General features: G+C 51.8%; 15 protein-coding genes and 1 pseudogene. 6 read left to right on the top strand and 10 right to left on the bottom strand.

All coding sequences use genetic code 11. The features are described from left to right. Positions 1 to 77 precede the first annotated feature (77 nt). The 3 genes and pseudogenes from GF617_RS14590 to GF617_RS14600 form a co-directional block, all read right to left on the bottom strand. Positions 78 to 578: pseudogene (locus tag GF617_RS14590) on the bottom strand (hypothetical protein); the annotation flags it as partial. Continuing rightward, positions 575 to 1843 carry a site-specific integrase gene (locus GF617_RS14595; RefSeq protein ID WP_203451974.1) on the bottom strand — a complete coding sequence of 423 codons (1269 nt, stop codon included), beginning with the start codon at positions 1841 to 1843 and terminating at the stop codon, positions 575 to 577. The gene GF617_RS14595 and the pseudogene GF617_RS14590, both read right to left, overlap by 4 nt. 199 nt (positions 1844 to 2042) lie before the next feature. Further along, positions 2043 to 2906 (bottom strand): YicC/YloC family endoribonuclease, encoded by an 864-nt coding sequence (locus GF617_RS14600; protein ID WP_181621697.1) that lies wholly within the window; start codon positions 2904 to 2906, stop codon positions 2043 to 2045. Between the two features lie 125 nt (positions 2907 to 3031). Between GF617_RS14600 and rph the strand changes: the two genes are divergently transcribed. Next, on the top strand, positions 3032 to 3748 hold the full coding sequence (gene rph / locus GF617_RS14605; protein ID WP_203451975.1) for a ribonuclease PH: 717 nt from the start codon (positions 3032 to 3034) through the stop codon (positions 3746 to 3748). 71 nt (positions 3749 to 3819) lie between these two features. Then, the gene (gene pyrE, locus GF617_RS14610) at positions 3820 to 4461 is read left to right on the top strand and encodes an orotate phosphoribosyltransferase (protein ID WP_181621699.1); all 642 of its coding nucleotides are present in this window, start codon (positions 3820 to 3822) and stop codon (positions 4459 to 4461) included. Positions 4462 to 4544: 83 nt separating this feature from the next. Here the strand turns inward: pyrE and slmA are convergent, their stop codons facing one another. From slmA to coaBC, 3 genes are all read right to left on the bottom strand, one after another. Next, positions 4545 to 5141: a nucleoid occlusion factor SlmA gene (gene slmA, locus GF617_RS14615; protein ID WP_181621701.1), complete on the bottom strand. Its 597-nt coding sequence runs from the start codon at positions 5139 to 5141 to the stop codon at positions 4545 to 4547. 121 nt (positions 5142 to 5262) lie between these two features. Continuing rightward, the gene (dut, locus tag GF617_RS14620; RefSeq protein WP_203451976.1) at positions 5263 to 5721 is read right to left on the bottom strand and encodes a dUTP diphosphatase; all 459 of its coding nucleotides are present in this window, start codon (positions 5719 to 5721) and stop codon (positions 5263 to 5265) included. After that, positions 5699 to 6910, bottom strand: coding sequence for a bifunctional phosphopantothenoylcysteine decarboxylase/phosphopantothenate--cysteine ligase CoaBC (gene coaBC / locus GF617_RS14625; protein WP_203451997.1), 1212 nt, complete (start codon positions 6908 to 6910; stop codon positions 5699 to 5701). Before coaBC ends, dut begins: the two co-directional genes overlap by 23 nt. Positions 6911 to 7085: 175 nt before the next feature. On the opposite strand from coaBC, the gene radC reads away from it, so the two are divergent. From radC to mutM, 4 genes are all read left to right on the top strand, one after another. Beyond that, positions 7086 to 7751: a DNA repair protein RadC gene (gene radC / locus GF617_RS14630; protein ID WP_203451977.1), complete on the top strand. Its 666-nt coding sequence runs from the start codon at positions 7086 to 7088 to the stop codon at positions 7749 to 7751. Between the two features lie 216 nt (positions 7752 to 7967). Beyond that, positions 7968 to 8204, top strand: coding sequence for a 50S ribosomal protein L28 (rpmB, locus tag GF617_RS14635; protein WP_002436699.1), 237 nt, complete (start codon positions 7968 to 7970; stop codon positions 8202 to 8204). A 22-nt stretch (positions 8205 to 8226) separates the two neighbouring features. Next, the gene (gene rpmG, locus GF617_RS14640) at positions 8227 to 8394 is read left to right on the top strand and encodes a 50S ribosomal protein L33 (RefSeq protein WP_003024094.1); all 168 of its coding nucleotides are present in this window, start codon (positions 8227 to 8229) and stop codon (positions 8392 to 8394) included. A 72-nt stretch (positions 8395 to 8466) separates the two neighbouring features. Then, positions 8467 to 9276 carry a bifunctional DNA-formamidopyrimidine glycosylase/DNA-(apurinic or apyrimidinic site) lyase gene (gene mutM / locus GF617_RS14645; RefSeq protein ID WP_181621704.1) on the top strand — a complete coding sequence of 270 codons (810 nt, stop codon included), beginning with the start codon at positions 8467 to 8469 and terminating at the stop codon, positions 9274 to 9276. Position 9277: 1 nt separating this feature from the next. Here mutM and coaD read toward each other — a convergent pair whose 3' ends face one another. The 4 genes from coaD to GF617_RS14665 all read right to left on the bottom strand — a co-directional run bounded on the left by coaD (position 9278) and on the right by GF617_RS14665 (position 12856). After that, positions 9278 to 9757: a pantetheine-phosphate adenylyltransferase gene (gene coaD / locus GF617_RS14650; RefSeq protein ID WP_181621705.1), complete on the bottom strand. Its 480-nt coding sequence runs from the start codon at positions 9755 to 9757 to the stop codon at positions 9278 to 9280. Between the two features lie 3 nt (positions 9758 to 9760). Then, positions 9761 to 10531, bottom strand: coding sequence for a glycosyltransferase family 2 protein (locus tag GF617_RS14655; RefSeq protein ID WP_203451978.1), 771 nt, complete (start codon positions 10529 to 10531; stop codon positions 9761 to 9763). After that, the gene (gene waaA / locus GF617_RS14660) at positions 10531 to 11805 is read right to left on the bottom strand and encodes a lipid IV(A) 3-deoxy-D-manno-octulosonic acid transferase (protein ID WP_181621707.1); all 1275 of its coding nucleotides are present in this window, start codon (positions 11803 to 11805) and stop codon (positions 10531 to 10533) included. Before waaA ends, GF617_RS14655 begins: the two co-directional genes overlap by 1 nt. Before the next feature lie 67 nt (positions 11806 to 11872). Further along, positions 11873 to 12856, bottom strand: a complete 984-nt coding sequence (locus tag GF617_RS14665; RefSeq protein ID WP_181621708.1) for a glycosyltransferase — start codon at positions 12854 to 12856, stop codon at positions 11873 to 11875. Positions 12857 to 12920 lie beyond the last annotated feature (64 nt).

A 12920-nucleotide genomic window follows, 5' to 3' on the forward strand; every position in this document is an offset into this window, starting at 1 on the left:
ATCATATGCCACCAACTGAATACGAAAAACAATATTATCAGCGGCTCGGAAGTGTCTAGATTATCTGTGGCGATTCAGTATGAAGATGCGCCAGATTTTTTTACTAGTAACTGGATTAGTACACCCATCATCTTCATATTTCCATCTTCCTCATCCTGCTTACGGTGCTGTCCACGCCCGCTACGGTTTGTATCTCTGATGTAGTTAACAAGATGTAGGCCGCCTAAGTTACGGGCTTTCTCTTCCCATCCTTTGGTTCCGCGCAGATCGTCGATAGCCTCTGCCACTTTTTGAGTGATTATTTCTGGCGTGCTCTCTTCAACAAATGGGAAAGCGGCTAAAAGAATATCTAGTGCGTTACATGCTTCATCTGTAGATATCTTTTTATCTCTGTACACCTTTAATGCTCTAGCAATTGCCCTTCTCGTATGGTCAACGTAATCATAATATTCTTCAGGAACATCACTTATTCTGGTCAAAGGGTTTAGCCCAGCAAGAGCTAAGGCCATCTCTTGTGGGGTTATTGAGACAGATACGCAAAGCCTTTCAATAGGTGATTTTCTAAGGATATCTTTCATACTTTCCTTCGTTCTAAGTCTAACGGCGTCACGTTGTAATCTTCGCCACTCTCTAATGCCACCAGCAAATCACACCACAACGTAAGTGCGGCTTTGCGCTCCTCAAAATATTGGTAGCGGTTATAAATCCCTTCAACACCCTTAATTCGGTGATTAAGGCAGCGTTCGGCCACCACTGGATCAACGCCCAGCGCAGCAAGGTGGGTGCGGGCAGTACGCCGGAAATCATGAATGGTGTAGTTGGGTACATCGGGCATTTCAGCGCGAACTTTTGCCAGCGCAACGGGCAGGGTACTTTCCTGAATATGGGGGATCATGCGGTTTTGCATCTTTCTGGCAGGTAATACCCATTTGCTATTGCACGAAAAGGTGCGCAGTTCTCGCAACCACTCTACTGCTGGTGGCGGCAACGGTATGTCGATGGCATCGCCGTTTTTACTTCGTTCTTCTGGCAGATGCCAGATTGCCCCCTCAAGATCGAATTCTTCCCAGCGGGCGGCACATAGTTCCATTTTACGTACGCATAAGGTTAGCAGGAGCTTGAATGTAAGCTCATTCTGGCGGCTAAACCCTTTAGCCTGTCGCATGGCTTGAAACAGTCTGATTAACTCGTCACGGGTTAGCCATCGTTCACGGGCAACCTCTTTCCCGCCAGCGTCAGAAACCTCAAAGGCTGAGCACGGATTTATCTCCAGCGCGTGCCGTTTAATTCCGTAATCAAATATGCGGCGCGTCCAGCGCAGAACGTCCGTCGCTATGGTTGGCGCTCCACGGTCAACAATGCCTTTTAGCATGTCGTCAATGTGGCGTGGTTTCACGTCCTCCACCCTCATTTGACCAATGCAGGGGTTTATATCTTTGTCGATGCGGCGACGGAGAATGTCAGGGTGCTTCCAGCGCGGCAGGATCTGACGCTCAAAGTATTCAGCGGCAAGTTCTGAAACGCGCATGGCGTTTCTCTCTGCTTCCATCTTCGCCAGCGCTTCGGCTTTCCGTTCCTGCTTCTCTCCCGCGACGTCATAACCCAGCGCAACACGCGCCGATAGCTCTTTGGCTGTCTCTCTGGCTTTTGATAGTGATAGCTCAGCATATGAGCCGATCATCATTGCGCGGGGTTTCCCAGCGAATTTATAGCGGAATCGCCAGACGGGGGTCTGGTAGTTTTCGCGGTATGAAAGATAAAGCCCGTTACCGTCAGAGCGTCCCTCGAATCGCTCCCCGGCCTTTATCCATGCGCGGATCTGCATGTCTGTGAGTTTTGGCATTTTGCGAATATCCAAACTATTCCAAACTTTTAATAAGGGTGTACACCTAGTTGCGTACACCTAACGCCATGGGTACACCTAGGTGTACACCTTAACTATGCGCTTTGTTGCGTCTTTATGATAGCCCATGATAACAAAAAAGCCCGCTGGGTTGCGGGCTTGGTGTGATTTATGCGTCGTCCTAAATATTGCTGATAGCTTACTCGATATTCTGGATTTGTTCGCGCATTTGCTCAATAAGCACTTTCAGCTCAATCGCTGAATTGGTCACGTCGGAATTAATCGATTTAGACGCCAGCGTATTCGATTCGCGGTTGAACTCCTGCATCATAAAATCGAGGCGACGGCCCACAGCTTCTTTCTTTTTCAGAATGTTGTACGTCTCTTTGACGTGTGCTTCCAGACGATCCAGCTCTTCAGCAACGTCAACACGTTGCGCCATCAGAACAAGCTCTTGCTCCAGTCGATTGTTTTCGAGCTGCACTTCTGCTTCTTCCAGTTTGGCAACCAGACGTTCGCGCTGCCACTGCAGCACTTCTGGCATATGTGCACGGACTTTGGTCACTTCGGCACTAACACCTTCAAGACGCTGTTCAATGAGCGCTTTTAGTGCCTGGCCTTCCGTTTCACGGGCTACAATGAAGTCGTCCAGCGTACCGTCTAGCGCACTGAGGATTTCAGATGTAATCGCATCGAGATCCTGTTCGCCGGCCGCCATAACGCCAGGCCAGCGCAGAATATCAACAGGGTTAATCTCGCCCTCATCGCTCTGCATCTTGACCCAGTTCGCTGCGTTAACCAGCTGTTTGGCCAGTTTCTCATTCAGGATCAGCTCACCTTGCGCACTGGCATCAGGCTCAAAACGCAGGTTACATTCCACTTTGCCGCGCGTCAGACGAGCACGAATACGCTCACGTACAACAGGCTCCAGGCTGCGGAATTGCTCCGGCATACGGAAATAAGTTTCCAGATAGCGCTGGTTTACCGAGCGCATTTCCCAGGTAGCGCTACCCCAGCTACCCTTGATTTCACGCCGGGCGTAGGCGGTCATACTGCGAATCATAGACGTTCCCGTTTTTAAAGGAGAGATGGGGGGATTATAGCTTTCAGGGGCTTCTCAGGATAGGAATAAGCGTCCTTTATCCGTATAATGCGCAGCCACATTCGTTTCAAGCCGGAGATAACATCATGCGTCCAGCAGGTCGTAGCGCCAACCAGGTGCGCCCCGTCACCCTGACCCGTAACTATACAAAACACGCTGAAGGCTCCGTGCTGGTTGAATTTGGTGATACCAAGGTTCTGTGCACAGCCTCTATTGAAGAAGGTGTACCGCGTTTCCTGAAAGGTCAGGGCCAGGGCTGGATCACTGCCGAATACGGCATGCTGCCACGTGCAACCCATACCCGTAATGCGCGTGAAGCTGCGAAGGGTAAGCAGGGGGGGCGTACTATGGAAATTCAGCGTCTGATCGCGCGTGCGCTGCGCGCAGCAGTTGACCTGAAAACCCTCGGTGAATTCACCATTACCCTGGACTGTGATGTTATTCAGGCTGATGGCGGCACGCGTACGGCATCAATTACCGGTGCTTGTGTGGCGCTGGCTGATGCACTGAACAAGCTGGTTGCTGCCGGTAAACTCAAAACGAATCCAATGAAAGGGATGGTTGCTGCCGTCTCCGTGGGTATTGTTAACGGTGAAGCGCTTTGTGACCTGGAATATGTTGAAGATTCGGCGGCAGAAACCGACATGAACGTGGTGATGACTGAAGACGGTCGCATCATTGAGGTTCAGGGGACGGCAGAGGGCGAGCCCTTCACCCATGAAGAGCTTCTCAGCCTACTGGCTCTCGCCAGAGGGGGAATCGAATCCATTATCGTGACGCAGAAAGCGGCATTAGAAAATTGATTTTAAAGGCGACCAGTGAGTCGCCTTTTTTTTGTTCGTAGAAAATGAAAAGTAAGATGAGGAGCGAATCCATGAAACCATATCAGCGCCAGTTTATTGAGTTTGCGCTTAACAAGCAGGTACTTAAGTTTGGCGAATTTACGCTGAAATCCGGGCGTAAAAGTCCCTATTTCTTCAACGCCGGGCTGTTTAATACCGGGCGCGATCTGGCACTGTTAGGCCGTTTCTATGCCGAAGCGCTGGTGGATTCAGGGATTGATTTCGACCTGTTGTTTGGCCCGGCTTATAAAGGTATTCCGATTGCGACCACCACGGCGGTGGCGCTGGCAGAACATCACGACCGCGATGTGCCGTATTGCTTTAATCGTAAAGAGGCAAAGACCCACGGCGAAGGTGGCAACCTGGTTGGCAGTGCGCTGCAAGGGCGTGTGATGCTGGTCGACGATGTGATCACCGCTGGTACGGCAATTCGTGAATCCATGGAGATTATTCAGGCTAACGGCGCTACGCTTGCGGGGGTACTGATCTCTCTCGACCGTCAGGAGCGGGGCCGTGGCGAGATTTCTGCCATTCAGGAAGTTGAACGTGATTATGGCTGCAAAGTGATTTCCATCGTGACGCTGAAAGACTTGATTGCCTATCTGGAAGAAAAGCCAGAGATGGCCGATCACCTGGCGTCGGTGCGCGCGTATCGGGAAGAATTTGGCGTTTAAGTCAATTGCCCGGTAGCGTGTTGCTTACCGGGCCTACAGATCATGTAGGCCGGATACGTTGCAGCAGACATCCGGCAAGAACGTTACTGTAGTTGGGCAGCAACTAACGGCCAGCGGGCTTCAAAATCATCTGTTGGACTGTATTTGAATTCGCTACGGACAAACCGGGAAAGCATACCTTCGCAGAACGCTAATATCTGACTGGCCAGCAGGGTTTCGTCGGTGACATAACCTTCACCTTCACGCATTTTCTTTTCACGCAGAACCTGGCGCAATTGCGCTTCAATACGCTCAAAAAGCTGATTAATGCGGCCCTGCAGCCGGTCCTGCTCAAACATCAATGCGTGACCAGTCAGGATGCGGGTCAGCCCTGGATTGCGTTCACCAAAGCCCAGAATCAACTGAACAATGAGACGCAGACGCGCAGTGGTGTCTTTTTCGTCTTTCAGAATCAGATTGATACGTGTGATCAGGCTGTCTTCGATAAACTCGATCAAGCTGTCAAACATCCGGGTTTTGCTCGGGAAATGACGGTATAACGCCGCTTCTGATACGCCAACAGAGGCGGCCAGTTTTGCGGTGGTGATGCGTTGACTGCCATCGCTGGATTCAAGCATCAGAGCCAGAGATTGAAGTATTTCTTCGCGACGATTCCTTTTCGCGGTTTGTTTTTCTGCCATGTTACAAAATACCCCTGAAAAATAAGCACTTGCCAGGCTGGCATCCACACAGCGACCGCAAACTGATGTTTGCGGTTTGTTATTGCATTATGGCGCTGTGAGATACGTGTTTATTGAGCGATCAATTACGCCCTGAGTGGCCGAAACCGCCTTCGCCGCGGTCGGTGGAATCAAAGTCTTCCACCAGATTAAATTCAGCCTGTACTACCGGTACAAATACCATCTGGGCGATACGTTCGCCCGGTTCAATGGTGAAGCTGTCCTGACCACGGTTCCAGACGGAAACCATCAGTTGGCCCTGATAGTCAGAATCGATCAAGCCCACCAGGTTGCCCAGTACGACGCCATGCTTATGGCCCAGGCCAGAGCGCGGCAGGATAACCGCAGCCAGAGACGGATCGGCAATATGAATAGCCAGCCCAGTTGGGATCAAGGTAGTTGCACCTGGAGCCAGCGCTACGGCGTCATCGAGACAGGCACGCAGGTCAAGACCGGCAGAGCCGGAGGTGGCATAGGTTGGCAGCGGGAATTGCTGTCCAACACGCGGGTCCAGAATCTTAACGTCGATTTTTTTCATCATAACGGGTAACGATCTCGTCCAGTAATTGTTGGCCCAGGAGTTCCTTGCGCGCGAGCGGTAAGACTTTATCTCCATCCTGCCAGAAAAGGTGCAATGCATTGCTGTCGCTGTTAAATCCTTGCGTGGCCAGCGATACATCGTTCGCGCAAATCAAATCGAGGTTTTTGCGGGTACGTTTTTGCCGGGCATATTCTTCCACATTATTCGTTTCTGCGGCAAACCCAACAACGTAAGGTCGATGGTCTTTCAGTGCAGCGACACCTGCAACAATATCTGGGTTCTTCACCATTTTTATTGTTAATTCATCGCCTTGCTTTTTAATTTTTGCCTCTGCGATGGTTTCTGCGCGGTAATCAGCGACAGCCGCACAGCCAATAAAAATCTGTTGTTTTTGCGCGTGAGCCTGAACGGCGGCTTCCATGTCCAGTGCGGTCACGACATCAATACGTTGTACAAAAGCCGGGGTTGGCAAAGACACCGGGCCGCTCACGAGTGTGACGTTCGCGCCACGTTTTGCTGCAGCGGCAGCAATAGCAAATCCCATCTTGCCTGAACTATGGTTCGTAATATAACGAACCGGGTCCAGCGGCTCGCGCGTCGGGCCCGCGGTAATCATGATGTTGAGATGTTGCAGATCGTTGACAGGGGCAAAATGGGTGGCGGCCATATCCACGATAGTGAGGGGGTCGAGCATACGACCAGGTCCCACATCGCCACACGCCTGGCTGCCGCTATCTGGACCCCAAATCAGTAGCCCGCGTGATGCCAGCGTCTCCAGATTATGTTGGGTGGCGGCGTTGCGGTACATCTGCTGGTTCATGGCCGGTACGACAGCGACGGGGGCCGGGGTAGCCAGACAAATGGTCGACACCAGATCATTTGCCATGCCTGCTGCGACACGGGCAATTAAGTCGGCTGTGGCAGGAGCCAAAATCACTAAGTCAGCCCACTTACCGAGCTCGATGTGGCCCATTGCCGCTTCTGCCGCTGGATCGAGCAGGCTGTCGGATACCGGATATCCCGAAACAGCCTGTAGGCTCAGTGGGGTGATAAAGGCTTTTCCACCTTCCGTAATGGCAACGCGCACATCAGCCCCGCGCTCGCGTAAGCGACGTACCAATTCCGGCGCTTTATAGGCGGCAATTCCGCCGCTTATGCCAAGAACGATTTTTTTACCGGCCAGGCTCATCATGATTCTTTCCTGTTGGGTTTCACCAGAGTGCGGGCATTTTATCACAATCCCAAAAGCGGGGGTGAGGTTGTCCATTGGTCACTTTGCGAGGCGCTACGCAGGAACGAAAAATGAGCATCGAGAGGGGAGAACACCTGTGGCAGCATGGCAAGAAACATGAGGAGATCGGACTATGGAAAGTACTTCGGTGCTATTACCGCGCGAAAAAATGCTGCGCGATGGCATTACATCGCTGGATGATGAAGAGCTACTCGCGCTGTTTTTGCGTACCGGGACGTCGGGGAAAACGGTTTTTCTGCTGGCGAAAGAGTTACTGGAACATTTTGGCTCTCTGTACGGTTTGCTTACCGCCGATCTGGCAGAATTTAAGCATGTCGAAGGCATTGGTGTGGCTAAATTTGCCCAGCTAAAAGGGATTGCAGAGCTTGCCAGTCGCTTCTATAACGTCCGGATACGGGTGGAAAACCCACTATTAAGCCCTGAAATTACACGTGATTTCCTGCAAAGCCAGTTAAGTGATGCAGAACGTGAGATCTTCATGGTGATCTTTCTTGATAATAAAAACCGCGTCCTGAAGCATTGTCACCTTTTTGCGGGAACATTGAGTCATGTTGAGGTCCATCCGCGAGAAATTGTGCGTGAAGCGATAAAAGTGAATGCAGCCGCCGTGATCCTCGCGCATAATCACCCCTCTGGTTGCGCTGAACCGAGCAGAGCCGATAAAGAAATAACCGAACGGATTATCAAATGCTGTCAATTCATGGACATTCGTGTTCTTGACCATCTGATAATTGGCCGTGGAGAGTACATTTCTTTTGCAGAACGTGGTTGGATTTAGACCAATTCACGCGATCCATTGGGATCTTTGTCTGTTCGGGACTTGAGCACACCGCCGAGTCAGCGTATACTACGCCACCTTTGAGAATCTCGGGTTTGGCATTTGGGCCTGGCAATCGAGAGTTCACTTAGAACTGCGATGACCGGGCTGTAAAGCCTGACGAGGCGCCGATACCCCATACGAAGCTCGAGCTAATTTGATTTTTGGAGAATAGACATGTCCCGAGTCTGCCAAGTTACTGGCAAGCGTCCGGTGACCGGTAACAACCGTTCCCACGCACTGAACGCGACTAAACGCCGTTTCCTGCCGAACCTGCACTCTCACCGTTTCTGGGTTGAGAGCGAGAAGCGTTTTGTCACCCTGCGTGTATCTGCTAAAGGTATGCGTGTTATTGATAAGAAAGGCATCGATACAGTTCTGTCCGAACTGCGTGCCCGTGGCGAAAAGTACTAAGTACTTAACGAGGAAATAAATCATGGCTAAAGGTATTCGTGAGAAAATCAAGCTGGTTTCTTCTGCTGGTACAGGTCACTTCTACACCACCACGAAGAACAAACGTACTAAGCCGGAAAAACTGGAACTGAAAAAATTCGATCCAGTTGTACGCCAGCACGTACTGTACAAAGAAGCTAAAATTAAATAATTTTAGAATTCTCGTACTGAAAAACCCCGCAACTGCGGGGTTTTTTGCATTCTGACCCTCAACGGAGGAACCATGCCTGAATTACCTGAGGTCGAGACCAGCCGTCGTGGCATCGAGCCACATCTGGTTGGTGCGACTATTCTTCATGCGATCGTTCGCAATGGCCGCCTTCGTTGGCCGGTCTCCGATGAGATCCACGCTTTGAGCGATAAACCCGTTCTTAGCGTGCAACGTCGCGCTAAATACCTGCTGCTGGAACTGCCTGACGGCTGGATTATCATCCACCTGGGGATGTCCGGGAGCCTGCGTATACTTCCTGAAGAACTACCGGCTGAAAAACATGACCACGTTGATCTGGTCATGAGTAACGGTAAAGTGCTGCGCTACACCGATCCCCGACGCTTTGGTGCATGGTTGTGGACCAAAGAGCTTGAGGGGCATAGCGTACTGGCACATCTGGGGCCAGAGCCGCTGAGTGACGCGTTTAACGCGGAATACCTGAGGGCGAAGTGCGCGAAGAAGAAAACGCCAATTAAGCCCTGGTTGATGGACAACAAGCTGGTTGTTGGTGTGGGGAACATCTATGCCAGTGAATCGCTCTTTGCCGCCGGGATCCATCCCGATCGGCTGGCATCTTCGTTGTCCGCTCAGGAGTGTGAATTACTGGTCAGGGTCATTAAAGCTGTGCTACTGCGGTCAATTGAGCAGGGCGGGACGACGCTGAAGGACTTCCTGCAAAGTGACGGCAAGCCTGGCTATTTTGCACAGGAATTGCAGGTTTACGGGCGTAAGGGCGAACCCTGCCGGGTATGCGGTACACCGATTGTGGCGACGAAGCATGCTCAGCGAGCAACGTTTTATTGCCGTCAGTGCCAGAAGTGAGTTATTTGAGCTTATCCATCAAGGCTTGATGAACATTAGCGGGCAGGAAATGGGTGACATCGCCGTGATGACGGGCCACCTCTTTCACCAGCGAAGATGAAATGAACGACCACTCTTTTGACGGCATCAAAAATACGCTTTCCAGCTCAGGCATCAGGTGGCGGTTCATATGCGCCAGTTGCATTTCGTATTCAAAATCAGCCACAGCGCGCAAACCGCGGATCAGAATATTTGCCTGTTGTGTTCGGGCAAAGTTTGCCATGAGATCGCTAAAGCCCATGACTTCAACGTTAGGCAGATGGGCTACTGATGCAGTGGCGAGGGCCACGCGTTCATCCAGGTCAAACATGGGCTTTTTGCTGGGACTGGCGGCAATCGCCAGAATCAACGTATCAAACATGCTTGCCGCACGCGTGATGATATCAAGATGGCCGTTGGTGATGGGATCGAAAGTACCCGGATAAATCGCTTTTGTGCTCATGGCTCACGTTTTCTCTGAGTAGCCGCGGCAGAGCGCCCACAGCTCGGTGTATTTATTAAAAGTATACTGTGCATTCACCACCGCCAGTAACCAGCCCTGCTTGCCATCCAGCACACCCCCGCGCAGCAACAGCGTTTTCAGAAACGCGCCCAGCGTATGGGAGAAAATACCCGTCAGAGAGACTTTTTTGCCGCGCTGATGGCGCTCTTGTGCCCATGCTGTGGCGTAGTTGAGCTGTTTACGCTGGAAGCTGGCAAAATCGCGGCAGGTGAGGTGTAGAAGGTCGCCAGTCAGGGCGATAACCTTCGCATTGTTACTCACCAGAGATTCATGCACCAAATTTTCGTTGTACTGGTAACGCTCGCGTTCATACAGGCGCATGACGCGGTCAGGATACCAGCCACTGTGGCGCATAAAGCGACCCAGGAAATAGTTACGACGTGCGATGCTGTAGATTGCGTCAGGCTGCGGGGCAGCGAGCACGCTCTGAATCGCGAACTGGAGTTCAGGCGTCATGCGCTCGTCGGTATCGATCATCAGCACATAGTCGCCCGTTGCATAAGATTGCGCACGCTGGCGTTGAATACCGTAGCCCTGCCAGTCGGTATTGGTATAGACCTTTACACCCGCGGCACGGGCGATTTCTACCGTATTGTCCTCACTGCCAGAATCAAGCAGGACAATTTCGTCTGCCCAGGCGACAGAGGACAGACAGTCTGGAAGCAGGTCGGCGGCGTTTTTGGCGATCATTACGACCGACAGACGCTTGGGCATTAGTGACTCCGCTGAGGCAGATAAGGTTGCAGAAGTTGCAGCAGACGGGTCAGTGCACCCTGATTCTGATGCAGGACTTCGACGGCATGGCGGCCATACCACAGGCGGTAATCTTCGTCTGTCAGCAGGGTTGATACCTCTTTCACGACGGAATCCGCATCGGTCACGGTAATTAAGCCGTCGGCTTGCTGCAATTTAGCGCAGATATCTTTGAAGTTAAATGTATGCGGCCCCATCAGCACCGGAATGGCATGTGCAGCAGGTTCCAGTGGGTTATGACCACCACGTTCAACCAGGCTACCGCCGACGAAGGCCAGATCGGCAATTCCGTACAGCAGCATCAGTTCTCCCATCGTATCGCCAATCACCACCTGAGTGCTGCTGGATGGGATCTCTCCACTGCTGCGGAGGGTGAAACTGAAACCGCCTTTTTGCACCATGTCACGGGCGTCTTTGAAACGCTCCGGGTGACGAGGAACCAGAATCAGCAGTAAATCCGGGAATTTCTCCAGCAGTTTACGGTGGGCCTGGAGAATAATGTCTTCTTCACCATCATGAGTGCTGGTAGCGATCCAGACCTGGCGGCGTGGGGCCCACTGACGACGCAGCGTAATTGCACGTGCGGCGAGTTCAGGTGTCACGGAAATATCGAATTTCAGGCTACCGGTTACCGCGAGCTGGTTACGTTTCAAACCCAGCGCTGTAAATCGTGCGGCATCTTCTTCGTTTTGCGCCGCAATCAGCGTGATCTTACTGAGCAGGCGGCGCATGAATTTACCGAGTTTGCCGTAACCTTTTGCGGAACGTTCAGATAAGCGCGCATTGGCAATCACGAGTGGGATTTTACGAGCGTGCAGGGCGGAAATCATATTTGGCCATAGCTCGGTTTCCATCACAATCACCAGCTTTGGGCGAACGGTATTGAGGAAGCGGTTCATGGCACAGGGCAAATCGTAAGGCAGGTAGACGTGGTGCACGTCTTTACCAAAAGCGGATAACGCACGTTCAGATCCTGTCGGCGTCATGGTAGTGACAGTGATCGGCAATGACGGATAGCGGTGACGCAGGGCGCGAACCAACGGGATCGCCGCCAGCGTCTCACCAACAGAAACGGAATGTAGCAAAATACCGTCCGGGGCAACTTTATTGCGGCAATAGCCATAACGTTCGGCCCAGCGTTTTCGGTACGCAGGCGCTTTACGGCTACGAAGCAACAGTCGCAGCCACACCAGTGGCTGAATGATGTAGAGCAGAGCGGTATACAACAATTCCAAGCGATTATCCGTTTTTTTTAGTTTCGGCGGGCAAATTCTAAGCATTTAAGCCAGGTAAAGCTATCTCTTATGCCAGATACCGTTTTAAACGGAAATAACGACGACCCAGTCGCCAGTGCTGGCGCAGCCCACGGGCGTTTTTCCAGATCAGTGCCCAGATCCCGCGGTCGAACAGTTCGCGGATGATTTCGCGTTTCTTGGTTAGATCGCCGATGTTATTAATGGCATGAAGAATGCCCAGGCCCTCTTTCGCGATCTGCCACTGACAGGCTGGAACCCGGCGCACGGCTTCCGGGTAACGCTGGTTGATAGCCTCCAGCATTTCGAGGATTTTCATGTAATGGCGCGCGTTACGCATACGCGTATCGTCTGTACCCGGCGTGTGGGATACTGACGCGGAGTGGATGAGATAGTCGTAAAACGTTTCGTCCGTGTACTGCACGCGTTTTGCGGTCAACAGGACTTCAGTGGTCCATGGAATATCCTGGTGGCGTAGCCCATGCTCGAAGGTAAAGCCCTGCTCTTTAATGAATGTATGGCGATAAATATTCAACCAGGTGACGTGCAGGAATTTACGTGATGCCAGAGCACGCTGTAGCCACGTTGGGCCATCCAGCACGCCGGTGGATTGCAGTTTGTCGGACGGGAAGATTTTCTTCGACGGTCTGCCATCATCGTAGATATAGGTCCCGTTGCAGGTCGCAACATCAAGATCGTTCTTTTTGGCCATCTCCAGCAGACGTGGGTACATGCCAGGGTAGATGACGTCATCAATATCGGGAAACGCCACATACTCACCCGTTGCTTCCGCCAGGCCGGTATTACGGGCTGCTGAAACCCCCTGATTTGCCTGGTCAATGACCTTATAAAACGGGAATTCGCTGGCGTACTGCGCAATGATGGCTGAGGAGTTGTCGCTTGACCCGTCGTTCACAACGACCAGTTCCAGACTGTCCAGATGTTGAGCTTTGATGCTGTCGAAAAATGCACTCAGGAATTTTTCACCGTTATAGACGGCGACCACAAGGCTCAATAAAGGTTTGTCGGACATGCTTTCTCCGTTGTGTTCAAGGCAGACCACCCATGTTGGTAAGGCCATTCGTGCTGTATTATAT

Origin of the sequence: Lelliottia sp. RWM.1, assembly GCF_016859735.1 — a bacterium.
Taxonomy (GTDB): Bacteria; Pseudomonadota; Gammaproteobacteria; order Enterobacterales; family Enterobacteriaceae; genus Enterobacter.